This window comes from Streptomyces sp. GQ60, assembly GCF_059758875.1.
In genome coordinates this window covers 1-23256 of record NZ_JCAXEG010000023.1, presented here as the reverse complement: position 1 = coordinate 23256, position 23256 = coordinate 1, and the positions used below count along the sequence as shown (strand labels likewise).

General features: G+C 70.6%; 18 protein-coding genes and 2 pseudogenes. 9 read left to right on the top strand and 11 right to left on the bottom strand.

Features of this window, described 5'->3' with window-relative positions:
• Positions 1-12 precede the first annotated feature (12 nt).
• From AC6CKD_RS33835 to AC6CKD_RS33825, 3 genes and pseudogenes are all read right to left on the bottom strand, one after another.
• Positions 13-684: a hypothetical protein gene (locus tag AC6CKD_RS33835; protein ID WP_498332639.1), complete on the bottom strand. Its 672-nt coding sequence runs from the start codon at positions 682-684 to the stop codon at positions 13-15.
• A gap of 175 nt (positions 685-859) precedes the next feature.
• Positions 860-1159, bottom strand: a pseudogene (locus AC6CKD_RS33830) (5'-nucleotidase C-terminal domain-containing protein); the annotation flags it as partial.
• A 36-nt stretch (positions 1160-1195) separates the two neighbouring features.
• Positions 1196-1318, bottom strand: a pseudogene (locus AC6CKD_RS33825) (IS5/IS1182 family transposase); the annotation flags it as partial.
• A 94-nt stretch (positions 1319-1412) separates the two neighbouring features.
• Between AC6CKD_RS33825 and AC6CKD_RS33820 the strand changes: the two are divergent.
• Positions 1413-1784 carry a DUF6221 family protein gene (locus tag AC6CKD_RS33820; RefSeq protein WP_498332638.1) on the top strand — a complete coding sequence of 124 codons (372 nt, stop codon included), beginning with the start codon at positions 1413-1415 and terminating at the stop codon, positions 1782-1784.
• Between the two features lie 774 nt (positions 1785-2558).
• Here AC6CKD_RS33820 and AC6CKD_RS33815 read toward each other — a convergent pair.
• Positions 2559-3422 (bottom strand): hypothetical protein, encoded by an 864-nt coding sequence (locus tag AC6CKD_RS33815; protein WP_498332637.1) that lies wholly within the window; start codon positions 3420-3422, stop codon positions 2559-2561.
• Between the two features lie 1084 nt (positions 3423-4506).
• Between AC6CKD_RS33815 and AC6CKD_RS33810 the strand changes: the two genes are divergently transcribed.
• Both AC6CKD_RS33810 and AC6CKD_RS33805 read left to right on the top strand, forming a co-directional pair.
• Entirely contained in the window at positions 4507-5520 is a 1014-nt protein-coding gene (locus AC6CKD_RS33810) for an SPFH domain-containing protein (protein WP_498332636.1), read from the top strand.
• A complete protein-coding gene (locus tag AC6CKD_RS33805) occupies positions 5517-6416 on the top strand; it encodes a hypothetical protein (protein ID WP_498332635.1) in 900 nt (299 codons plus the stop codon). The genes AC6CKD_RS33810 and AC6CKD_RS33805 overlap by 4 nt, the downstream gene beginning before the upstream one ends.
• Positions 6417-8103: 1687 nt before the next feature.
• Here AC6CKD_RS33805 and AC6CKD_RS33800 read toward each other — a convergent pair.
• Together AC6CKD_RS33800 and AC6CKD_RS33795 are read right to left on the bottom strand one after the other, a co-directional pair.
• Complete coding sequence (locus tag AC6CKD_RS33800; RefSeq protein WP_498332634.1) at positions 8104-9063, bottom strand: COG1361 family protein; 960 nt, start codon at positions 9061-9063, stop codon at positions 8104-8106.
• A 584-nt stretch (positions 9064-9647) separates the two neighbouring features.
• Positions 9648-9770 carry a hypothetical protein gene (locus AC6CKD_RS33795; RefSeq protein ID WP_498332633.1) on the bottom strand — a complete coding sequence of 41 codons (123 nt, stop codon included), beginning with the start codon at positions 9768-9770 and terminating at the stop codon, positions 9648-9650.
• 103 nt (positions 9771-9873) lie between these two features.
• On the opposite strand from AC6CKD_RS33795, the gene AC6CKD_RS33790 reads away from it, so the two are divergent.
• Positions 9874-10020, top strand: a complete 147-nt coding sequence (locus AC6CKD_RS33790) for a hypothetical protein (protein WP_498332632.1) — start codon at positions 9874-9876, stop codon at positions 10018-10020.
• 1686 nt (positions 10021-11706) lie between these two features.
• Here the strand turns inward: AC6CKD_RS33790 and AC6CKD_RS33785 are convergent.
• Complete coding sequence (locus AC6CKD_RS33785) at positions 11707-12213, bottom strand: hypothetical protein (protein ID WP_498332631.1); 507 nt, start codon at positions 12211-12213, stop codon at positions 11707-11709.
• Positions 12214-12432: 219 nt separating this feature from the next.
• Between AC6CKD_RS33785 and AC6CKD_RS33780 the strand changes: the two genes are divergently transcribed.
• The 3 genes from AC6CKD_RS33780 to AC6CKD_RS33770 all read left to right on the top strand — a co-directional run bounded on the left by AC6CKD_RS33780 (position 12433) and on the right by AC6CKD_RS33770 (position 15480).
• Positions 12433-14265, top strand: a complete 1833-nt coding sequence (locus tag AC6CKD_RS33780) for a glycoside hydrolase family 15 protein (RefSeq protein ID WP_498332630.1) — start codon at positions 12433-12435, stop codon at positions 14263-14265.
• 423 nt (positions 14266-14688) lie between these two features.
• Entirely contained in the window at positions 14689-14964 is a 276-nt protein-coding gene (locus AC6CKD_RS33775; protein WP_498332629.1) for an isoamylase early set domain-containing protein, read from the top strand.
• A gap of 114 nt (positions 14965-15078) precedes the next feature.
• Positions 15079-15480, top strand: a complete 402-nt coding sequence (locus tag AC6CKD_RS33770; RefSeq protein ID WP_498332628.1) for a cofilin family protein — start codon at positions 15079-15081, stop codon at positions 15478-15480.
• Positions 15481-15560: 80 nt separating this feature from the next.
• On the opposite strand, the gene AC6CKD_RS33765 is transcribed toward AC6CKD_RS33770, so the two are convergent.
• Positions 15561-16139, bottom strand: coding sequence for a hypothetical protein (locus AC6CKD_RS33765; RefSeq protein ID WP_498332627.1), 579 nt, complete (start codon positions 16137-16139; stop codon positions 15561-15563).
• A 186-nt stretch (positions 16140-16325) separates the two neighbouring features.
• The gene (locus tag AC6CKD_RS33760) at positions 16326-16907 is read right to left on the bottom strand and encodes a TetR/AcrR family transcriptional regulator (protein ID WP_498332696.1); all 582 of its coding nucleotides are present in this window, start codon (positions 16905-16907) and stop codon (positions 16326-16328) included.
• Between the two features lie 98 nt (positions 16908-17005).
• Here AC6CKD_RS33760 and AC6CKD_RS33755 point away from each other — a divergent pair, with 98 nt between their 5' ends.
• A complete protein-coding gene (locus AC6CKD_RS33755; protein ID WP_498332626.1) occupies positions 17006-17476 on the top strand; it encodes a VOC family protein in 471 nt (156 codons plus the stop codon).
• Positions 17477-17790: 314 nt separating this feature from the next.
• Positions 17791-18390 (top strand): hypothetical protein, encoded by a 600-nt coding sequence (locus AC6CKD_RS33750; RefSeq protein ID WP_498332625.1) that lies wholly within the window; start codon positions 17791-17793, stop codon positions 18388-18390.
• Between the two features lie 82 nt (positions 18391-18472).
• On the opposite strand, the gene AC6CKD_RS33745 is transcribed toward AC6CKD_RS33750, so the two are convergent.
• Both AC6CKD_RS33745 and AC6CKD_RS33740 read right to left on the bottom strand, forming a co-directional pair.
• The gene (locus AC6CKD_RS33745; protein ID WP_498332624.1) at positions 18473-22141 is read right to left on the bottom strand and encodes a WD40 repeat domain-containing serine/threonine protein kinase; all 3669 of its coding nucleotides are present in this window, start codon (positions 22139-22141) and stop codon (positions 18473-18475) included.
• A gap of 317 nt (positions 22142-22458) precedes the next feature.
• A partial coding sequence (locus AC6CKD_RS33740; protein ID WP_498332623.1) for an FG-GAP repeat domain-containing protein occupies positions 22459-23256 on the bottom strand: 798 nt, incomplete at its 5' end.

Below are 23256 nucleotides of genomic sequence, written 5' to 3'. Positions count from 1 at the left end.
GAACGCCACCCTTCACTTCTTCATGGCGTCCCACCTGATGGAGCTGAAGCTGCACACCAGGGCGACCAGCGCGGCCCCGAGCCGCCAGTCAAGGTCCGGTTCATGCAGGTGCAGCTTGTCGCCGCCGGACCTGAACTCCAGGGGCATCCTGCCGCCCGCACGCCATCGGATGCGCCGGGGGCCGCGCGCGGCACCGCCCACGCCCGGGGAGCTGTCGAAGACGGAGACCAGGACGATCAGCACCATCAGGGGCAGACACAGCCACCACACGAACCACCACACGATCCGGCCCTTGTAGCCCACCGCATCGGGGCCGCCGGGCGGGGTCACGGTCCAGCGGGTGCGAAGGCCCCTGCCTCGGAACGTCTTCTCGCGCACGATCGTGCCGATGTGCTCGCCGTGCGCGCCGAGGACCTGGAAGGTGGCGACACCGCCGGCGGCGGACTGGGTCACCACCGTGGCCACCCGCTCCCGGCGGTGTTCGTCGGCCCACAATACGAAGGCGCGGGCGCCGCTTTTGCGGGCCGCGAGATAGACGGGTATGCCGCCCGGCGGCAGCTCGCGCTCCGGGTACGCGACCACGCGGGCCGGTCCCGAACCGTCGGTGAAGTCGATCGAATCCCTGACCTTTCCCGGGTCCTGGACCCTTCCCCGGACGCTGTTCATACTCAGTACGTTGCTCACCCGGCGGGCTCCTCAAGGGCTGCTAAGGGGGTGCGTCCAGCTATCAGCTGCCCACTCTATGGGCTGGAAACGGTCGGTCGGCCGGCCGGCCGGACCGGGACGGCCGGCCCGTGCGGGAGCCGACGAGAAAGGGGCGGCAGGCCCGCAGGCCCACCGCCCCTTCGTCCAAGGGGAGTTACTGGATGATCGTGATCCGGCCCGTCGCCGGCGGGGCCACCGGTGCGGCGGCCGTGGAGTGGGCCGCCAGGTAGGCGTTGAAGAGGTCCAGGTCGAAGGCGCCGACCAGCTCGTTCGTGCCCTGGCCGAGGGGCCGCGAAGCCGTCGCCGCCGTCCGCGAGGAACTCGTTCATCGCGGACGCGGTAGGTGCGCGCCGGGTCGATCGCCTCGCCGTTCAGCTTGATGGTGTCGGCGACCACGCGGTCTGCGCCGCTCTTCGTCAGCCCGTGTGTAGGTGAGGCCCTCGGAGACCTGACAACAGGTGCTTGGATAGCCGCCGTCGGCGCGGCCTGCCCTACGGACAGCCTCCACACCCTCGCGCCGCAGAGACGTCACGATCTTCCCGAAGGCGCGAGGGCTCAGTCCCGTGAACGGGGCTATCCAGGACGCCTCGGACGCCGTGATCACACCTTCCACAGAAGGATCATTCCACTGTCGGACTGCCGGCCGGTCCTGCCCGCAGCATGGAAATCAGGCGACCCGGGCCTGGCGCATCGTCCAGGATGACCCCATGAGCCAAGACCTTGTGACGTTCCTCCAGGCACGGCTGGACGAAGAGGCCACCCTGGCCCGACGGTGCGACGGTGACGGCTGCCGGGAGTGGACCGCTCGCGGGCACACAGTCGAGTTCCACCAAGGAGAACTCTCCGGCTTCCATCCCACGATCGCCCTGCACGTCGCGCTGCACGACCCGAGTCGCGTCCTGCGGGAGGTCGAGGCCAAACGACGCGTGATCGCCCGCCATGTGCTCAGCCCTGCCACGGGCGACCCCGAACTACCGTGGGACAACCGCGATGACTGCCAGTACGACGGCGAAATCTGGCCGTGTGATGACCTGCTCGACCTCGCGTCACCTTACGCCGATCACCCTGACTGCCCTTAGGTTCGGTGTCAAGCGCCTCGGTTGGTTGACAGGGCGACCGGCTTCGCGGTCCAAGGACAGGCTCTTCAGCGGTAACCCGCGGGTCTGTTGCCGCGATTCTCGGCGCTGCCATCTTGGGTTCGCGGGTGAAGTCCCGGGGGCGTTCTCCAGGGGCCGCGCTCCAGGATCTGATGGGCGGAGTTCGCGTTGCGGATGGCGGTCTTCTCGTCGAGGCCGAAGATTCCGGCGAGGTGGAGCGGGTCAGGGCCGTGGGTGAGGGTTTTCTTCAAGCTGACGGACCATGCGGAGCCGCTCCGGCGTTGCGGTCTGACCGCGCAAGGCCTCGGTCATCCACACGCCCGCTGACCGGGCGGGTTCCATCGCGGATTGCCGGCTGACGATCAGGTGCGGTTTGCCTTGTCGGGCCACCGCTGGCGGCGATAATCGAGCCAGGTGAGAATCACCTGGCGGGTTCGCTCGCCTGGCGGGTGAGGTCGTCGAGCAGGCGGGCGCGACCGCCATGACCAGACGGCGATTACCCAGGTCCACGTCGTCGAGCTGGGATTCACACATTGCCTTCGGCCGCGTCGGCATGAACGGCAACCCGGGCCAGGACGAGCCGTGCGGCTGGCGTGGTCGCCGCGCCGACGCCGGCACGGACCTCGCCGCCGAGCCGCCGCGGCCTCACGGAGGGGATTTCGGGTGGCTCCGACGGGTTTCGTCGACACCCAGGCGATGCCACCGCCCGCTCATGGAGTGCAGTCTCCGAGCCAGGTCAAGACCGGCCCGACCGAATCAGCGGGAATCCGTTGCGTCATCCTCGGCCGGGCCGGGGGCTGCCGTGCTGTCGGCGGCTCGTTCCGCGCGGAGTTCTTCGGCGACCTCGTAGGCCCGGCCCGGGTCGTAGACGGTGACCGAGGTGGCAGGGCTGTACATCGCGGCTGCCGCAGGCGTGTACTGGTAGATTCCGACGCCGCGTTGGGCGGCTATGCCGTCGACCTCGTCGGCGGGTACCTGCCACATCTCGGCGGTGTGGGACGGGGTCCACCACTCGTCCGGACGCAGGAAGTCTCGCTTGACCTCCGTCTGATGCTCCACCGCCACCTGGACCTGGCCGAGTTGTTCGGTCAACCAGGCGGTGAGCGCCTGTGCGTCGGCCCGAGAGAACGCTGCGGACGTCATCGATTCGCACTCCACCGTCTCGATGCCGATATGCAACACCACCTTGATCGACTTGCGCTGCCCCAGACTCAGTCGCTCGATGACGACGACTCGCTGCAGATCAGCCATCGTCATGGTCGACGAACGCAGAAAGCGGGCGATCACGATCTGGGCCGGAGCCCCCAGGGGGCGGAACTCGACCCACCGCACCATCAGGGCGACCGTGACGAACACCATGGCCACGGCGAGCACGATCACTGCGACCACCGTGAGCGCCAGCAGGACCCAGAAAATGCCCCATGCGAGCGAGCTCCCCGAGATCACGGCGGCCACCAGAGCACCCAGCAGAAGCGGGGCTGCGACGACAGGCGGGACCATGATGCTCCCGCCGAGCGCGACAGCCAGCTCGCGGGCCCTGGTGGGCACGATCAGGAGCCGCCATCCGGCTGTCACGGGTAAGACAACTTCCGCCAGCGGGCCGGGACGCCGAGTTTCCATGACGCAAAGGTAGGACCCTGCAGCGGAGTTCGTAAGGCCTCAGCGAGCCGCACCTCCTCGAGGACGGGAGCCGCAGGCGACAGCACGTCAGCCGACCAGGTGGGTGTAGAGGTCGGCAACGGCTTGGGGGCCCGGGGAGTCCCCGAGTTGTTCCAGGGTCAGCGGCTGGCCGGTTCGGGGTCGGCGATGGGGAGGCGCCAATCGTCGACGGTGCCGGCAGGTTCTGGGGGCGCCGTTCTCCAGGACGGGCAGGGCACACTCATCGCCCGAGGCCGGCTCCCGACGCTCGCGCAGATCCCGTACGAGCGCCAACGCCACCCACCCGAGCCCCCTGACCGTCACCCAGACCTCAGATCGGTCGGCCAGGGTCCGAGCGATTCAGGAATCCCGAACTTACGTCGCCTGACCGCCAAGCCCCAGATGCCGCAAGAAGCCTGTCGCCGCCGGCCCGGACACGCAGCGGGGTTCAAGGGAACTCAAGCCAACCGAAGCTGAAGGCTCACCTCGTCCTTGCGGAAAGCAGTGCCTCCTACGTTCTGATCCAGCATGCCCATCGCGGTGAGGGAGGCATGTCCACAGGACACCGCGTCGTCCGCGTCCCCCGAGACGTTGGCCAGCAAGGCATGCCGCAGGACAAGAGCGGCAAAGCAGGCGTACGTGCCCCGCGACATCGGACGTCCCCTCGTGACTCGGCAGAAATTCGGGGAACTGCTCCAGCACACGAACGATGCTCTGAGGCATCGGCGAGAGGTCGGTCGGCGAACCAGAGGTCGCGTACGCCCCGGACGTAAAAGATCAAGGTCGGCTTCGCGGCCGACCGCGCCAGCCCGCAACCCCACGAACAGCGGCGCCATCCGCTCGACGCAGGCCGCCGACCAGCGGACGGCGGGCTCCCTGGGAGCAGGGCCGGCGCGGACGCACGGACCATCAGGCCGCTCGGGGCAGCGCGTCCGGCAGGGCGAGGGTCCGTTCGAGGGGCTTCCGTTGCTGTCGGGGTAGCACTTCAGCGCGCTCCCTTTTCGTCCTCTTGACGATATGAACACATCTCGTTATCGTCGCACTGACGAAATAAAGGGGGTTCGCCATGGCCGACATCACCCGGCGCTTCGGCTGGCGTCATCTGCGCTCCGCGCCCACCGCCCACATCCGCCACCACAAGCGCGGCCGACTCGCCCACGACGGGCTGGGGCTCAGTTTCTGGTACCGGTCACTCTCAGCGGCGCTGTCCGAAGTCCCGGTCGACGACCGGGAGCTGGCCATGGCGTTCCACGCCCGTACGTCCGACTTTCAGGACGTCGCCGTGCAGGCCACCGTCACCTACCGGATCATCGACCCGGCCGAAGCCGCGGCCCGGCTCGACTTCTCCGTCGACCCCGACACCGGGAGCTGGCGCGGAGCCCCCTTGGAGCAGATCGCCACTCTCCTCACCGAGACCGCGCAGCAGCACACGCTGGACGTCTTGGCCCGGACTCCGCTGGCCGTCGCTCTGGTGGACGGCGTCGCCTCCGTGCGGGGGAGCGTCACCGCCGGCCTCGCCGCCGAGCCCAGACTCCCGGCCACCGGCATCGATGTGGTGGCCGTGCGGGTCGTGGCGATCCGCCCCGAGGCCGAGGTGGAGCGCGCCCTGCGCACCCCGGCCCGCGAGCAGATCCAGCAGGAGGCGGACCGGGCCACCTATGAACGGCGGGCTGTCGCCGTCGAGCGTGAGCGTGCCATCGCCGAGAACGAGCTGGCCAGTCAGATCGAACTGGCCAGGCGCGAGGAGCAGCTGATCGACCAGCGCGGCACCAACTCCCGCCGCGAGGCCGAGGAGAAGGCTGCGGCGGACGGCATCCGGACCGAGACCGAGGCGTCCCGCAAGGTCTGCCTGGCCCGCGCGGACGCCGAGGCGGCGCGCGAGACGGGCGCGGCGCGCGCCGAGGTTCAGGCAGCCTGGCTGCGCGTGCACGACGAAGCAGGCCCGGGCACGCTGCACGCCCTGGCGGTGACCCGGCTCGCGGAGAACCTGCCGCGGATCGAGAGCATCACTCTCTCTCCTGACGTCCTCACCGGGCTCCTCACCAGGCTCGGACGCCCGGAAGGCGGCGCGGGCGCGTGAGCCTGGCCCCAAGGGCGGTGCTCGTGCACCGCAGAACCGAGTACGAGGAACTGCTCGCCCGGTACGGGACGCACGGGCAGGCCGCGTTCTTCCTTTCCAGCCGGGGCCGGTCGATCGACGAGGTGGTCCGCCGCCACGAACGCACGCTGCAGGCGCTGCGGGAAGTGGCGGCGGCGGTGCCGCTCACCTGGCGCAGCTCCCGGGTGGAGCGGGCGGACCTGGACCGCTTCCTGTTCGCCCCGGAGGACGTGGTGGTCGTGGTCGGCCAGGACGGCTTGGTCGCCAATACCGCGAAGTACCTGCGGGGACAGCCGGTAGTGGGCATCGACACCGACCCGGGGCGAAACCCGGGAGTCCTGGTCCGTCACCGCTGCGCCGACGCGGCTGCACTGCTGCGTGCGGCAATCGCTGCCGGAGGCCAGGCAGAGGAGCTGACCATGGTCGAGGCCGTCGCCGACGATACTCAGCGCCTTCTCGCGCTGAACGAGATCTACCTCGGCTCGCACGGTCACCAGACGGCCCGCTACCGCCTGGGTTCCGACGGCGACAACGGCCCGGGCGAGGCCCAGGCATCCTCCGGGGTGCTGGTGGGCACAGGCACGGGCGCCACCGGCTGGCTGCGTTCCCTGTGGCTGGAGCGCGGCAGCTCCGCAGGGCTGCCCGCACCCTGCGAGCGGCGGCTCCTGTGGTTCGTACGGGAGGCCTGGCCCTCGCCCGCGACCGGTACGACGAGGGTCGCCGGGGAGCTGGGGCGGGGTCAGGGGTTGGAGCTGACCGTGGAGTCGGACCGGATCGTGGTATTCGGTGACGGGATGGAGAACGACGCGCTGGAGCTGACCTGGGGCCAGAGCGTACGGCTGGGCATCGCTGGAACATCGCTGCGCCTGGTGACGTGAACGCCCTGCCCTACGACCGGCTGTCGCCACCGCAGACCCCGCCGCCCGGGCCGTGCGCCACCGGGGGAGGTGGAAGGTGCTGGAAGACGTCGGCCCGCCGATCCAGCCGGTGCCGCCGACAAACGACCGCGACACCGCCTCCGAGCGCGCCGTGGGTTGCCTCCTCCGGCCGCTCACGAGCAGTCCGAATCTAGTCTTCGATCGCGGCAACCGCGGCCGTCGTGGTGTCCGCCAGCTCCTGAGCTGATGCCTCGGCGGCGTGCAGGCGGTCCGCCTCGGCCCACGCGTCGGCCGACTAGGCCCGGGCCGCCTGCACACGCTCACGCCGTTGCCCGCTCCGCTCTCTCGCCCGCGCCCGGCGCTGGGGCCTCCTCCGTCGCCGGGCCGGCAGGTCGGACCGCTGCCTCCCGCCGGGGCGGAGCCGCAGCGGGCAGCAGCAGCTCAAGGCCGGTGACGCCAAGCCCCGGCTCTGCCTGCCGAGTGAATCCGAGCCGACCTCGCGCCGGGTCCGCAGTGCGTCTTCGTCGCGCGTGTGAGCCTCACCGTCCAGGCGTATGAAAGGACCGGACACTCCTGCTCCGTATCACCAAAACCAGAACGTCCCTGGCCGCCGCCGTGCTGGGCGTGGTCGCCACCGGCATGCTCGGTGGCGTCGCGCACGCCGCCATCCCCGACGCCGACGGCGTCTACACCGGCTGCTACTCCCGGCTTGGCGGCGCGCTGCGGGTGATCGATTTCGAGGTCGGCCAGCGGTGCAGATCCAACGAACTCACGGTGCGGTGGAACGAGCAGGGTCCCGCGGGGCCTCAGGGTGCGCCCGGAGTCTCGGGCTACGAGAAGAGCCAGTCCCAGTCCTGCGCCGCCAACCGCACCTGCCAGGCCACTCTCAACTGCGACGAAGGGACGGTGCCCACGGGCGGGGGTGTCACGCCCGGAGGCCTTCTCTTCAGCAGTGTCCCATTTCTGGCTTCCGGGCCGACCGTGGGCAACTGCTGGTCGGCGCCATCCACAACGGAGCCAGCGTTTCCATCGAGTGGCATCTCCATGTGCTCTGCGCGAACGCCGGAACCGCGGCTTACTGATCGGCCGCGGGCCCGTCACATCCGGGCGCAGACACGACGAAGACGGCCGGAAGCCCCGCACAGTGATATCCCGACAGCCTCCTGACACGCACATAGCAACAGGTCAGGGTGGTGTGGGCATGGCTGGATGCCCGTGGCCGTGAAGGCCGCCGGGTGCCAAGATCTGCTGGTCAGGCTGCGGTCTTCCTGGGGTTGAGGGTGACGGTGTAGCCGAGCTGATTGGCTGGGCGACGGCTCGGCGGGTGGCCCGTTCGGGTCCCGCTGGGTGAAGTACGCGCCCTGGTCCAGCTGGTGCGGTTCAGAAGCCCTGCTTGTCTGTCCCCAGCCGGCGGGGCTTCGCCCGTGCGAGGCCGCGGGGTGCCGCGGGGTGCCGCGCATGGGCAACTTCCGTGCCGCTGCCGCCCACCGGACGGCGGTAACTGATGTTGGGACAAGGCCCGGTTGACCGCCCTGGTTGTGCCACGGGGGGAGATCGTGGCAAGGGACCCCACCCGTGATGAGTGGCGGCCCTTGCGTGTCAGCCGAGCACGTCCCGTTCGGAGTAGTGAAGGCCGTGTCGTGAGGCCGTACGGCGGCTGGATCAGTCCTAGGTCAGGTCAGGGCGTTCAGTGCGAACTCTGGCCGCTGACGTTGCTGCCGTTGGGGCTCAGGACGTTGTTGTTGATGCTGATGTTGTTGAACGCGGTGAGGAGACCGTTGAGGTTGATCGGCAGGATCGACCCGCCTCCGTTCCCCCCATTACCGCCATTACCGCCGTTGCCGCCGTTGCCGCCGTTGCCTGCGGTGACGGTGAACGACCGCTGGAAGCCGGTCTCGGTGTCCGTGGGAGTGCCGTCGGTCCCGGTCGGGTCGTACGTCGCCACGAAGTGGTACGTCGCTGTGCCGGTGGTGGCCGAGCCCGGGACCGCTACGTTGATGCTGACGTTCCGGCTCGTCTCGCCGGGCTGGAAGGTGACGGTGACGGGCGCTCCCGCTGTCGTGCCCTGGGCCGCGTCCGCTACGAGCTGCACCGAGACCGCGGTGGTCTGGGAGGTGTTCCCGGTGCGCGTCAGGGTCGCGCTGTAAGTGACCGTTCCGCCTTGGGGGACGTTGGTGTCACCGGGCGGGGCGGTGGTCGTCAGAGCGATGATGGCGTCGGTCGCCGGGTTGGCGGACACCCGCACGGTGTCGGAATCCGACTGCTGGCCACCCGAGGTCCCGGGCTCGGCAGTCACCGTCACCGTGATCGGCACGTCCACGTCCATGGCGGGATCGCCTTCGACCGAGAACAGGTCGATGTCCGTGCCGGCGGCCAGATCCAGGGACAGGGACAGGGTGAGCATGGTCGGCTCGTCCGCGTTGGGGTCTCCGTCGGTGGTGACCTCGACGAAACCGTCATCCGCGACGGTGCATGAGCTACCCGCCAGACTGCTCAGACACGTACTGCCCGGCTGCAGGGCGAGCGAGGTTCCGGAGACGGAGACGACGAACTGCGCGCCTTCCGTAGCCGGCACCTGGACCCTCAGCTCCTGAGCCGCACCACCACGCGTGAGGAACGGGGCGATGAGGATCGTCGGCGTACCCATCGACGGTAGAGCGCTCGCTGGGGTCGCACCGAGCAAGGCCAACGCCGGGGCCAGGACGAAGCCCGTCACCAAAGCCCTCAGCCCGAAAAGGGGCCCGCTCCGCCCACGAATCGCCCCGCGCCCAGGCCTCCGGCTACCGCTTGCTTGCGGAATTTCATTAAGTCTCCAGTCCGTTCTCATATGGCCATCGGAAGAACAGTGATCGCACCGGCCACCACCACACCTGCACCCAGCGGCAAAGCCGTCGGGAACCGATACGGCCGGCTCTCTTCGCTCCGGCCACCCAACCTGCCACGGCGAACACCACACCACCGGAAACCTTGCCAACGAATCCGCGCACGCCCCGGATAACGAACCCGGCGGCGCGGTCATCACCCGTCCAGCCGCGAAATCGCCACCCGCCGGAGCAATGAAGCGGCCGCCGCGGAAACCACGGAATCGCAGCCCGTGCGGCGCGGCCGGAATGTCTGACCAGCCAGTGACTGGATGATCCGCCACCGCCGAAGTGATGCGGCCTTGTCGGTGCCCATCCCGTGCACCGCCTGCAGGCCACCCCGGCGGCGGGATCAGCGCGGTCGCGGGATCTATTCGCGCTGGCGGCGGCGCCCATAGCGGGTCGCCCCGCGCGGCTTGAAGATCGACACGGCCGCTGCCGCCAGGAGCACCAGCAGGGCGGCGGCCGCGTCGGCGACCAGCTGGATGCGCAACTTCGCAGGGGGGCGCTCGCTGCCATATCTGGGCAGCGTGGTCTGCGGTGCATGGCGGCCGCGGCACGGGGTACACGGGGTGGGACCATCCCAAGGAGGCGTCATGTCCACGTTGTTGACCCGTATCAAGCAGTTCGCGCGCAGCCCGCAAGGCCGGCGGGTGACCGCATCGGCCCGGCAGGCCGCTGCCGACCCCCGCAAGCGCGCACAGGCCGGACGGCTGCTGAACCGCCTGCGCGGGCGCCGCTGACCCGGCCGGGGGCGTACGGTTCCCGCCGGTCGGCACCCGGCAGCAGTGGCGGCAAGCCACGGATGTTGCATTGCAGGTGCCGGTCGTCGGGTTACACGGTCGCGCCGTGGGTGCGGAGGTAGGCGATCGGGTCGACGCACGCCGGTCACTCACGCCCAGCATCAATACCGGCTTTACCACGGCAACCACCACCACGAAAGCCACCCACCGACGACCCGCGCCTGCCGGCTGCCGGCTGCCGGCTGCCGGCGAAGGCGATAAGACACAAGCCGCCTCAACCACGAGCCGCGCCACGCACGCATGTGTCGCCGGTCGCCAACCGCTCCCGGGCAGAGTCCTGAGGGAAACTCAGAACCGTTGGCGCAAGCGAGGTTTGTCGGCCCGAAAGCCGGTCATACGCATCGGCAGCGGAGTACGCATCCCGGACTGAAGCGAGGCTCCGTCGGCCGGAGCCGCACGGAAGAACGTAGCCCACGCGGCACCGGCCACGGGCACCACGACTGCCGCACGGGATCCGCGCGGCACCGGAAACCCCCCGACGCCCCCGACCACCTCCCCGCGGCCGCGGCAACGGAGCGGGCTCCCGGCAGCCCTCGGCGACGGCGCTCAGACCACCGTCCCCGGGCCTCGGATCCCGGCGGCAGCCGCCGCCCCCGCGCGTAGCGTACGGAGACGGCAGCGCCGTTCCCGCCCAAGCCGACAAGGGGCTGGCCATCCCGTGCAGTCACCCGGGGTCGCCGACTGGTTAGGGAAACCCGCGGATGAGCGGTCGGCTGCGGCGAAGGAGACACCCGGCGCATCCAGAACGAGCCGAGCACCGCCACCGGGCACCGCGCTCTCGATCGCCGCGTTGAGTACAGGCAGGGAGGTCCTGATCGAGCTCTCCAGGACAACCCGATCACGCCCGGAAGACGCGAACTCCCCGCACAACGCTGCGCCCCTCCCCCGGCGGCTCAAGCCCGCCCACGAGATCGCCGCACGGTCGCCGGCTCCGGAGTAGCCGCCGGCCGAGGAGTACCACCGTCTCAACGGGCAGTCCTTCGTCCGGGCAGGGGGAGCACCGGCTGTGTCCCGCTCTCTGTGTGCGGGACGGCCCGCGCCCCTCAGCGTGCCCCGCACCGGCCAAGGGAGGCACGCGAGGCCAGGATGGCCTGCAGCCGGCCACCGCGACCGAGCTCGCCCAGGCCGGCCGGATCACCCTCGCCGGAGATGCCTCTGCCCTCGACACCACGCGGGGCTGCTCGACGCATTCGACCCGAACTTCTCCATCGTCACTCCGTGAGCACACCTGCCCTGCCGTTGGCGCATGAGCAGTCCGGCATCCGCGGGCCTCCCACCGCGTAGAAGGTAGGCGGCTCCTGCCGACTGCGCGGGAGAGGCCGCAGTCTCGCCCGCTCCACCCTGCCCGGCGCCGCGGCACGCCCGGCCTCGTCGCTGGACGCGCCGACTGCGGGGCCGAGGGGATCATCGCCACGGGACCCGGGACCCGGGACCCGGGGACTCGCGGTCGGCAAGACGTTCTGTCCCGCGCCTCGACGCCGCCTTCGATACCGCCGCCACGGTGACAGCGTCCCGCAGGGAGAGGAGGCCGGCCCGGACTGGAGGGTGCGGGGAATCTCCTCCGATGACCCGAAGACCGCGATGACCCTGACGGCGAGCCCGGGACTCTCGCCGACCCGCAGGCTCTCAGTACCGCAGCGCGGTTCCCGTCTGGGCCGTCACCGAGCCGGACAGCTTGTGCGTGCTGCGAGCAGTGCCCTGGCCCGTGCCGTTGCCGGGGACGTCCGAGATGGTCACCACGACGGTGTCGAGCGGGTTGCCGCTCTCGTCCTCGAAGTTCACCTGGACCGCGAACGACTTCGTCGAAGCGTCGGTGTTCCTGACCGTGACGAGAACCGTCGTATGGCCTCCGCTGTCGATCGACGGTGCCCCCAAGATCACCTCTTCCTTGGCGTCGACGCCGTCCTTGACCTCCCCCAGCTTCTCCTTCGCGACTGCGGCAGCCGACGCGGCGGCCTCAGTGGCCTCGGCGGCCGCCGAGGCGACCGCGTCCCCGGCCGACTCGACCGCCGAGGCCGCCTTCGACGCGGCACCGGATGGATCGCCGTCACCATCCGAGCACCCTGTCGCACCCATCACCGCGACCGACAGCAGTACGCCTGCCAGAGCACGCATCCACACGACCGACACCATGCCTCCAAGGCTCGTGGCTATTCCGGTCGAGTCCACCACGGGCCGGTTCGGAGGCCCACTCGGCCGGGCCATCGGGGTGACGCCTTCCCGAACAGCCACGGCCACCCGAAGGGCTCAGCTCTTATGGACGGCGGCGGCTGCGGGGACGAGGGCGAGGGAGCGGGAACGCCCTGCCGCTCCGGGACTGGGGACGGCTTTCGCCCAGATGAGGAGCGTCCGATGCACCGCTACCCGCCCATCGCCGAACACGGCCTGATCGGGGATCTGCAGACGTGTGCGCTGGTCTCCTCCGAGGGCGTTCTCGACTGGTTCTGCTCGCCGCGCTTCGACTCTCCGAGTGTTTTCGCGGGACTCCTCGATCACGACCGCGGTGGGTACTTCGCGATCACAGCCGACGCTGCGGACGTCACCACACGTCAGCTCTACCTGGCGGACACCGCCGTCCTGGTCACCCGCTTCCTTACCGCCGACGGTGTCGGTGAAGTCGTCGACTTCATGCCGATCCGCGACCCGCACACCGCCGGCGACCGCCACCAGGTCGTACGGTTCCTGCGCGTGGTCCGCGGAACCGTACGCTTCGCGCTGGATTGCCGCCCGCGCTTCGACTACGGACGCGCCAAGCACGATCGCTATGTGGACGAGAGGAGTGCGCGCTTCGAGGGGCCGGGGATCACCGCGCACCTGCAGGCCGCCGGGGTCGTGCTGCTGGAGGCCGACGAGGGGGACGTACGTGCGAGCGTCGAGCTCAAGGCCGGTGAGCATGCGGCCGTCACGCTGACGGTGTGCGATGCCGTCAGCGAGGCCCCGCCGCCCGCGAGCATCGCCGAGATGGTGGAAGAGTTCAGGGCGGTGCGCCGCTTCTGGCATGGATGGATCAGCCGCTGCCGTTACCAGGGCCGCTGGCAGCAGATGGTCAACCGCTCCGCCATCACCCTCAAGCTCCTCACATACGCCCCCACCGGTGCGCCGATCGCCGCGCCCACCATGGGTCTGCCGGAGCAGGAGGGCGGCGAGCGCAACTGGGACTACCGCTACACGTGGGTCCGCGACGCCTCACTTTCCGTGCGCGCGATGCGCGACCTCGGCTTCACCGAGGAGGCGAACGCCTTCCGCACCTGGCTCGGACAGCGCCTCCAGGACGGCGGAGCCCCCAACGGCGAACCCCTGCAGATCATGTACCGGATCGACGGCGACCCCTACCTCACCGAAGAGGTCTTGGAGCACCTCGAAGGCTGGCGGGGCTCCGCCCCGGTGCGGGCGGGCAACGGAGCGGCCGACCAACTACAGCTCGACATCTACGGGGAGGCCGTGTACGCCCTCGCCCAGGCCGGCCAGGTCACCGACGTCGTGGGCTATGACGGCTGGCAGCGCTTCGCCGGGTTGCTCGACTGGCTGTGCGAGAACTGGGACCGCCCCGACGAAGGCATCTGGGAGACCCGCGGCGGCCAGAAGGACTTCACGTACAGCCGCCTCATGTGCTGGGTGGCCCTCGACCGTGGGATCCGCCAGGCCACCGCCACCGCCCGCCCCGCGGATCTGCCCCGCTGGACCGCGGTGCGCGACACCGTCATGGACCAGATCATGACCCGCGGCTGGAGCCAGGAGCGCCAGGCTTTCGTGCAGCAATACGGCAGTACCGTCCTGGACGCCTCGCTGCTCCTGATGCCCCTCGTCGGCTTCATCGCCCCCAAGGACCCGCGCTGGCTCTCCACGCTCGACGCCATGGACATCGAGCTCGTCTCCGACAGCCTCGTCTACCGCTACGACCCCGCCGCCTCACCCGACGGCCTCAAGGGATCCGAAGGCACCTTCTCCCTCTGCAGCTTCCTGTACGTCCACGCCCTCGCAAGAGCGGGACGGCTCGAACAGGCCCGCTACGCCTTCGACAAGATGCTCACCTACGCCAACCACGTAGGTCTGTTCGCAGAGGAGATCGGCCCCACCGGCGAACAGCTCGGCAACTTTCCCCAGGCCTTCACCCACCTCGCTCTCATCACCGCCGCCCTGGCACTCGATTCCGAGCTCGACGAGGCCGCCGCACATCTTCGGTAGCGGTGACCGGAACGGACCGACGCGGTCGTGGCCGGCAGGGGACGCGAGGACTGCTGTACGCGCTGCCGGCCCTGGCCGCCCTGGCGGGCGCGAGTCGCCTCGGGCGCGATCTCGCTACCGGACGGCTGCCCCTGCCCCGCACCTAACCCGGCGGTACCGCTGCGGCCCGGCGGCGTGCCTGCCCGGGCCCACACCGCTCCGGCGGCACAGTGGGGCGCGGCGGGCTCGCGTAGGGACCGGCGCAGCAGCCGCGTGCGGGGCCTTCGCCGCCGCTCGCGCGGCCCCGCCGTGGCCCCCGTCGTGCGGCTCGCGGCCACCCGGGTGGTCTCCTCCCCGCCCACGGCGCTGTACCGCCTCGCTGCACGCACACCGGCGCGAGGATGGCCGGGCTGGTTCCCCCTCTTTGTGGCTGGAGTCCTTTCCGTGCTCGAACGCAAGCAGCTCAAGAGCCGCACCCAGGTCACTTTCATCCTGCCCGAGGACACTCCGGACGGGCCGGTCAGCGTCGTCGGAGACTTCAACCACTGGAACCCCACAGCCCACCCCCTCGAGCCCCGCGGGGACGGCACCCGCGCCGCGACCGTCGCTCTGCCGGCCCACGGCGCACACTCCTTCCGCTACCTCGCGGCCGGTGACTACTGGTTCGACGATGAACACGCAGACAGCCACGACGGCACCAACAGCCGCCTCCACACCTGACCACCGGCCTGCCGCCCGGTCCACCCCGGCCGGCCAGTGCCTTGGTCTTCCTCCGCCCGCTCGTCGAGCCCTTCCTGATTCCCAGGCCGTGAACAACACCGAGGTGAGGCGCCTGTGAGCAGCCCGACCGCCCTTTCGGAGAACTCCCTTGCAGCGCTGAACCATCTGCGGGAGAGGCGGGAGATCAACACCGTGATCCTCCGCTACGCGGAGGTCCCGGACGTCCTGGTCGCCGAGTTGGAGGGAAACTTGACCCACGAGGACTTGGTGCGGGCCCTGCCCGCGGATCAGCCGCGGCTGGTCGTCCATGAGCTGTCCTTCGCCAGCCCCGAGGGCATGCGAAGGAACACGCAACTGCTGATCTTCTGGATGCCGCCCGACGCCGGCGAGCAGGAGGAGACGTACACGGCCGGGTACGCCGCGTTGAAGGAGTACTTCGCCGACGTTCACGTCCACCTCACCGCCCGGCGGGCCGACCAGCTCGAATACCGGCGACTCGTCGCCCTGGCCGGGTGAGCGTACGCACGCGCGTGGTGCAGGCTGTCGTCATTCCGGCCGCGGCCCCCTTAGCCGGCGGGGTCTTCGCGGCCGGAGCGTCACTTCCCGTCGGTGATGTAGTAGTCGTCCTTGAGGTATTCCAGGACGTAGCTGCCGAGGTCTTCCTCGGAGAAGGTGGCGGAGGACCTGACCGCTTCGAGCGGCATCTCGATCGTGTCGAGGGTGCGGACTTGAACGCGCTGCGGATCGACCGTCGCGGTTCGCAGGGCCTTCTTCTGCTCGGGAGAAATCATCTGGAACACGATCGCGTACGTCTTCGTGCACGGGCCGAACCCTTGATCCTCTGCCTTCTTCGCGCCTGGCCCGGCTACCTCGCAGACCGTGCCGATGTCCTCCCGGCCGAGGCCGTGGAGGTACTGCTCGTACCGCTGGATCGCGCGCTCCTTCGTCCTGGGCGCGGGCAGGTCAGCGGTGACCGTGGCCGAAGGCTGCTCGGTTGCGGCGGATCCGGCGGATGCGGACGGCGTGCCCGACGGTACGTTCGCAGGTGTGGACGCGGACGGCTGCGAAGGCTTCGCGTCGGCGTTCTTCGCCGCTCCGTCCGGAGCGCAACCGCACGTCATCAGCGCCATGCATGCCGATACCGCTGCCACGCCCACCATCGCCCGCGTCTTCATCAGGTCTCCTCCACCAACGACTGCCCATGAAGAACTCACGCACGATCACGCGGAACGGTTCCCGACCCCGAACCGCTGTTCACAGAGGACCTTTTCCTCCCCGCGGTCACGTCGATACGGACCGCGGACCCGAGCGCTCTCGTACAGGAGCCGTGGCGAGTGTCCGCACGGGTGTCAGTCCGGGCGTCAGTCCGGAGTGCGCAGCCCTGACAGGAGCCGGTCGAGTGCCTGCTCGGCGGCTTGGGGATCCCCGCCCCGCGCGATCCAGAGCGCTGCCTCGTTCATCGCCCCGGACAGCAGCCGGGCCAGGGGCTCCACCGGCTGACCGGCGATGATCCCGGCTGCCACGAGCGCGGTCAGGGCCTCGACGAGGTGGCGTGCGGAGGACTCCTCGTCCATGGTCCGCCACGCGTCCCAACCCAGCACGGTCGGCGCGTCGACCAGCACGATCTGTCGGACCGCCGGGTCGGTCCCCGCGGCCAGGAAGGCGCGGCAGCCGGCTCGCAGCTGCTCCCAGAGGTCTTCGTGCAGCTCTGCCGCGGTCGCGACCCGCTCCCCCAGTTCCTGCTGGAGCTCGGCGACGACGGCGCGGAAGAGCCCCGCTTTGCTGTCGAAGTGGTGGTAGGCGGCCCCCTTGGTGACGCCGGCGGCCCGCGCCACCTCGGCCAGCACCACATGGTGGTAACCATCCGCGGCGAACCTGCGCCGTCCTTCGGCCAGCAGGGCCCGCCGCGTGGCCGCCCGCTGCTCCGCCCGGTTGACCGCCACCGCGCTCACCACCCTTTCCATTTCGCGTACCGAAGGTATGCTAGCCCTCACGGTTCACATACCCAGGGTATGCGAAATGGAACGAGGGAACTCCTGCCATGACCAACGACCTCACGACGATGCCCGCTCCCACGCTCGGCGGTTTCTACCCGGTGCTCGCCACGCGAGACGTGGCAGCCTCCCGCGACTTCTACGTCCGCCACCTCGGGTTCGAGGTCACCTTCGAGGCGGACTGGTACGTCAGCCTGCGCCGACCCGACGCCCCGCAGTACGAGCTGGCCCTCCTGGACCACACCCACCCGACCGTCCCCGAGAGCCACCGGATCGCGCTCCAGGGCGGCTTGCTGCTGAACTTCGAAGTGGACGACGTGGACAGCGAGCACCAGCGACTCGTCTCGGAGGCCGGCCTGCCCGAAGTACTGCCCCTGCGCACCGAGGAGTTCGGCCAGCGCCACTTCATCGTCGCCGCTCCCGACGGCGTACTGATCGACGTCATCACCGTCGTCCCGCCCAGCCAGGAGTACGCGGCCCAGTACACCTCCCACTCAGCCGACCATCTAGAAGGTTGAGCGCGAGGGCCACCACCGCCGTGGCGGAGGGCGAGGCCGGGCTGCGACGCGCCTGCGGGGACCTGGGTGAATACGGGTGGCAGCCTCTACAGCTGGAGCTGCTGACCTCCCGTCCTGGGAGGTGCCTCGCGGTCGAGGCCGCTGCACGCCGCGAGCTCGGTGCCGAGGACCATCCACACTGGAGGCTGTCCGTCGTAGAGGAGCCTGACGGGCTTCGCTCCACCCTCGTCCTACGCCTCGGGTACCGATACCGCGGGCTTCCCCCGACCGTCTGCTGGTAGGTTCGCGGCCGCAGATGCCGATGGGGGACGATCATGACGCCGACCACACTGCCGGAACCGTCCGGCCAGCTCTCGCGCGGACAGCGCAGGGCACGCCGCATCGTGTTCCGCACGGGTATCGGAATGCTCATGCTCCTGCTCCTCGGCACCCTTCTCGCCGGCCGGCCGTGGAACGCGCCCTGGTGGCCCGGCAGGACCGAGGTCGCCGGGATCCCCGACCCATGTGGGGTCCTCGCCGAACCGGCCCGCAGGCTGCTGCCCGGTGTCATCCCCGTGCGGGACCCGCGGGAGCGGGTGCTGGTCAAGCAGGAGGTGTGCGAGGCCAAGAACGACGCGGCGGCCCTCAGGCTCGGCTATGAGCGATGGCAGTGGGGACACCTCGAGTCCCCCCGAAGCGGCGAAGCCGCGGCCCGCGACCGGCTCCAGAGCCTCATGGCCCGCGACCACGGCCGGAGCTGGGATCCGGTGCCGGGTCTCGGCGCCGAGGCGTATCGAGACAAGGCGACCGTGCTGGTACGCGAGGCCAATGTCATCGTCCGTGTCTCGTACAGCGAGACCCGGACGCAATCGGCCGGCGCGGTGGCCGAGGCCGAACACCTGGCCCGAGCAGCGGTGGCCGCGATCCGTCACTAGGGCGCGTCCCGTGGATCCCAAGTAACCCGCCGACCGAGGCCAGTTCAGGACAATCGCCCGGCACAGCGGCAGTCGTGGCGGTTCAGGCGCACGGCGCCGAATAGCGCACGGTGTCGCCGACGTACCGCCGCCAGGTGTCCGGCGTCAGGGTGGTGCGCGTGGCGGCGCAGACCCGGTCGATGGCGTGGCTGACGTTCATGTCCCACCGCTGGATCGCTTGGTTCGCGTTCCGCGTCGCCAGCGTCTGCCCGTCCGGACTGAAGGCGACCTGGGCGAACCCGCCGGCGTACCCGGTCAACGACTGGGTGGAAGGCTGCCGCGTGGCCGGGGAGGCCATGTCCCACAGCCGTACGGTGCCGTCGTACGCGGCGGTGGCGAGGATCCGGCCGTCGTGCCTGAAGGCCATGTCGGCGACCGGCTGTGTGTGGCCGGTGAGCTGCTGGCCGAGCGGCGCGGGCCGGCCGGGGTCGGCCACGCTCCACAGGCGTACCGTGTTGTCGGCGCTGCCGGTGGCCAACGTGAGGCCGTCCGGAGCGAAACGGACAGAGCTGACGTCGGCTATGTGACCGGTCAGAGCCGGGCCCAGGGTCGTGGCCCGGGCGGCGTCGGCCACGTTCCACAACCGCACGGTCTTGTCGCGGGAGGCACTGGCCAGAACGCGTCCGTCGGGGCTGAAGGCCAGCGCGAGGACCTGTTTGCCGTGCCCGGCCAGCGGCCGGCCCAGGGGCTGGGGGTGGCGGGGATCGGCGAGGCTCCACAACCGCACCGCGTGGCCGTCCGAGGCGATCGCGGCCGTGGTGGCCAGGGTGCGCCCGTCCGGGGAGAACACCGCCGAGCCGACCCCGGTCAGGGGCGGACCCAGGAGATGGGGCGCGGCCGGGTCGGCGACGTCCCACAGCCTCACGGTATAGCCGAAGTCGCCGTTGTCGAGGGTCCGGCCGCCGACGGCAAGTGTCCGTGCGTTCGGGCTGAACACCGCCCACTGGGCGTCGGGCAGGGACTTGCCCAAGGCGGTGGTCCGCTTCGGGTCGGAGACGTCCCACAGGCGCAGGCTCTCGTCCATGCCGACGGTGGCCATCAGCCGCCAGTCCGGGCTGAACGCTGCGGACAGGGCGGAACCGTGGGCATCGGCCGGCGCGGTGGAGACCGGCACGGTGGAGACCGGCACGGCGGGAGGCAGCGTCCACAACCGCACGGCGTGATCGCCGCCACCGGTGGCCACCGTGCGCCCGTCAGGGCTGAACGCGACCGCTCGAACAGGGGCCGAGTGGCCGGCCAGCGGCTGTCCCCATCCCTTTGCCGTCCTGGGCTCGGAAACGTCCCACAACCGCGCCGCATGGTCGTTGGCGCCCGTGACCAGCGTGGCACCGTCCGGGCTGAAGGCGAGCGACTTGACCGCGGCGGTGTGACCGTAGAGGGGCATATCGAGGTCCGTGGCCGGGGTGACCCGGGTCGGGTCGCTGATGTTCCACAGCCTCACCGTGGTGTCGTTCCCGCCGGTCGCGAGGGTGCGCCCGTCCGGAGAGAACGCCAGGGACGCCAGCGCATCGACGCCGACCGTAGCCGTGGGGCCTTCGACCGCGGGCTGCGCGGGGTCCGGAAGGGTCCACAGCCGGAGCGCGAACTTCGTGGGCTCCGACCGAACGACGGCGGCCAGTCGGCGCCCGTCCCGGCTGAAGGCGACCGACTGGGATGCATCGGCGTCCACACGACGCGTCAACACGGGCGTGGACGGGTCCGTGACGTTCCACAGCCACACCCCGCTCCCCGAGGTGGTCGTATCGGCCGCCGCGGCCAGGAAGGCCCCGTTCGGGCTGAACGCCACTGACCAGACGAAACCCATACCCTGCAGGGGCCGACCGATGGCCGAGGGGTGGGCTGGGTCCGCAACGTTCCAGAGGCGCACCATCTTGTCGCTTCCGCCCGTTGCCAGCGTGCGCCCGTCCGGGCTGAAGGACAGCGAGGCGACGTCGTTGGTATCGCTGCCCGCAAACTGCGAGAGGAGAGCCGGACTCATGGGGTCGGCGACGTTCCACAGTTGGACGGTGGAACCATCGGTCACCCTCAGGCCCACCGCCAGGACCCGCCCGTCGGGGCTGTAGGCCACGCTGGTCACCGGTTTGTCGATGCCGGGCAGCGGCGTGGACAGCGGGCTGTTCGCGGCGGCGACCAGCCGGGTGGCGGTCGCTTCGCCGGGGCGCATCCGGTGTGCGGCGAGTGCGAGTTGGGCCGCCGGGGAGAGATCGACGTCGTACAGGCGGTCGGCGTTGGCGAGGACCTGCTGGTACTTCACCGTGTCGCGTTCGCGGACGGCCGCGCGCCGCTGCTCGAAGGCGACGGCGGCGGCACCGACCGCGAAGACGAGAAGGACGCTCACGACGCCGGTGAAGAGCGCCCGCACACGGGTCCGGCGGCGGGCCAGACGTGCGCCGGCTGCCAGGAAGGCGCGCTCGACGCCGTTCAGGGCGAGGTTGTGGCGGCCCGTCGCGGCCCAGCCGCTCACCCGTTCCAACGCCGTGCCCTGGAGCACGTCCCCGTTCTTGCGCCCGTGGTCGTCCCAGAGCCGCGAGGCGTCGGCCAGCCTCTGGTGGACGCCCAGGCCCGTACGTTCGCCCTCCACCCACTCCCGCAGTCGCGGCCAGGAGCGGATGAGCGCGGCACCGGACAAGGAGACCTCCTCGCCCTCCCACACCAGCACCCCGGCCTCGGTGTACGCGGACAGCACCCGTTCCAGCACCTCGGACGGCGCTTGGCTGTGGCGGAACTCGCTCCGTCGCGCCGAGCGCAGGGTGTCCTCGGCACGGCTCCCCGGGGCCACCAGCCGTAGCATCACCGGAGCCACCATCTCCTGTGCCCGGAGGTCCAGCCCGGCGAACACCTCCTCCGCGAGCTCGGCCCGGGTGGGTGCGGTGGAGACGCCCGCCCGTCCCGGACCGACCCTCCCCACCGCCTCCGCCAGATCCGCCCGGCCGACCAGGGAGAGCAGCAGCTCCTCCGAAGTCGGCCGCTGCCGCGGGTCCTTGGCCAGCGCCGTCGCCACCAGCGAACGCAGCGGCTCCGCCAGCACGGAGGTGTCCGGCTCGTGGGTGGCCACGCACCAGGTCAGCGCGGCCGCGTGGGGCGCGTCGAAGGCGTGCCGTCCGGTGGCCGCGAACAGTACGACCGCGCCCCAGCCCCACACGTCGACCGCGCCGTCACCGTGCTCGCCGTTGTACCGCTCGGGGGGCATGTAGCGCAGGGTGCCCATGGGCATGCCGGTGGTGGCGGTGCCCTCCACGATCCGGGCGATGCCGAAGTCGATCACGCGTGGGCCGTCGGGCCCGAGAAGGATGTTCTCGGGCTTCAGGTCCCGGTGGACGACACCGGCCCGGTGGACGGCTACCAGGGCGGTGGCCACGCCGATCGCCAGCCGCAGTAGCTCCTCGGGCCCGTACGGGCCGCCCTCGTCGACCGCGCGCCGCAGATCGGGGCCGGGAACGTACTCGCTGACGACGAACGGAACCGGGCCTTCGAGGTCGTCGTGGAGCACCTTGGTCGTGCAGAAGGGCGCCACGCGGCGCCATGCCCGAAGCTCCTTGCCGAGCGCGTCGCGGTCGCCGTCGGACACGTCCCGCAGGACCTTGACGGCCACGCGGCGGCCGTCGACGCCGTAGCCCTCGAACACCACTCCCTGACCACCCGCGCCGAGTCGACCGTCGAGGTAGTAGGTGCCCAGCTGTCGTGGATCGCCGTCCTGGAGCGGAGCAGCCACAACGCGTTCCCCCTCGTCCCCGTAAGAGCCACAGCTTCACACGCCGTGGCGGAAGACGCCCCGATCGGTCTCCAGGTTCTACGGGTTCCGGCCAACATCCGGCAGCGACAGGCCTGTTGGCGGTCTCGAAGCCGCGCGTCGGCGTCCGTCCCGGAGCACACGCATGTGGGGGCGGAGACGCGGGGACGCCCCGACCGGCCCAAGGGAAGACTGGGGCGGTCGGGGCGCGGTCGGGGCGCGATGGGGGCGGGGGAAACGCAGGCCGGAGGCCGGAGGCCCCGTTGCGGAGCCACGCATCGGGTGACGGGAGAGCCGGGTCAGCTGATGGACTTGATGGTCCCCCAGCCGCCGGTGCCGACCTGGATGCTCGGGCCGTCGATCGGGCCGTGGATCGAGGTTCCGCCCTTGTAGAACTTCAGGGTGCCGTCGGCCGCGGTGGCCCACGTGTCGGCGGTGCCGTCACCGTTGGCGTCGGCGGCGCCGGCGATCAGGGGCCGGTAGGCGGTGGTGTACCCGCGGCCGTACTCGGTGCGGTCGCTGAAGGTCTTTCCGTCGGGCTGGCCGAGGTAGTGGTACAGAATGCCGTCCCGGCTGTCGCGGGCGATCAGGTCGACGCGGCCGTCCTTGTCCGCGTCGCCGGGGGCGGTGAGGTCCATGACGTCCCAACCGGAGGTGCCGATGAGGACGGGGGCGGCGACGGACGGCGCGGGGGCCGCGGTGCCCGCGTACAGGTACAGCTTGTCGGAGTGCTGGACGACGAGGTCGGGGTGGCCGTCCTTCGTGACATCGCCGGCGCCGACGACCTGGGCGGTGGTGGGCAGGCCCGAGCCGATTCTGATCGGCGCGTTGAGCGTGCCGTCGCCGCGGTTGGGGTAGACGCGCAGCTCGCCGCCGACGCGGGCGACGATGTCCTCCTTGGCGTCACCGGTCCAGTCGCCGCGGTGCGTCACGGAGGATCCCGACCAGCCGCCGGTACCGATGACCTTGGGTGCTCCGAGGGCGCCGGTGCCCATGCCGGGGTACAGGAGAAGCTTGCCGGCGTCATCGACCGCGACGAGGTCCGGCTTGTTGTCGCCGGTCATGTCGCCGGGAGTGGCGGGCACCGGCACCGGCTG

Coding starts and splice junctions, on each gene's coding strand:
- AC6CKD_RS33755 (WP_498332626.1), top strand. CDS start 17,006: ATGACCAACGACCTCACGACGATGCCCGCTCCCACGCTCGGCGGTTTC.
- AC6CKD_RS33820 (WP_498332638.1), top strand. CDS start 1,413: ATGAGCCAAGACCTTGTGACGTTCCTCCAGGCACGGCTGGACGAAGAG.
- AC6CKD_RS33815 (WP_498332637.1), bottom strand. CDS start 3,422: ATGGAAACTCGGCGTCCCGGCCCGCTGGCGGAAGTTGTCTTACCCGTG.
- AC6CKD_RS33790 (WP_498332632.1), top strand. CDS start 9,874: ATGTCCACGTTGTTGACCCGTATCAAGCAGTTCGCGCGCAGCCCGCAA.
- AC6CKD_RS33750 (WP_498332625.1), top strand. CDS start 17,791: ATGACGCCGACCACACTGCCGGAACCGTCCGGCCAGCTCTCGCGCGGA.
- AC6CKD_RS33780 (WP_498332630.1), top strand. CDS start 12,433: ATGCACCGCTACCCGCCCATCGCCGAACACGGCCTGATCGGGGATCTG.
- AC6CKD_RS33765 (WP_498332627.1), bottom strand. CDS start 16,139: ATGAAGACGCGGGCGATGGTGGGCGTGGCAGCGGTATCGGCATGCATG.
- AC6CKD_RS33785 (WP_498332631.1), bottom strand. CDS start 12,213: ATGGTGTCGGTCGTGTGGATGCGTGCTCTGGCAGGCGTACTGCTGTCG.
- AC6CKD_RS33800 (WP_498332634.1), bottom strand. CDS start 9,063: ATGGGTACGCCGACGATCCTCATCGCCCCGTTCCTCACGCGTGGTGGT.
- AC6CKD_RS33810 (WP_498332636.1), top strand. CDS start 4,507: ATGGCCGACATCACCCGGCGCTTCGGCTGGCGTCATCTGCGCTCCGCG.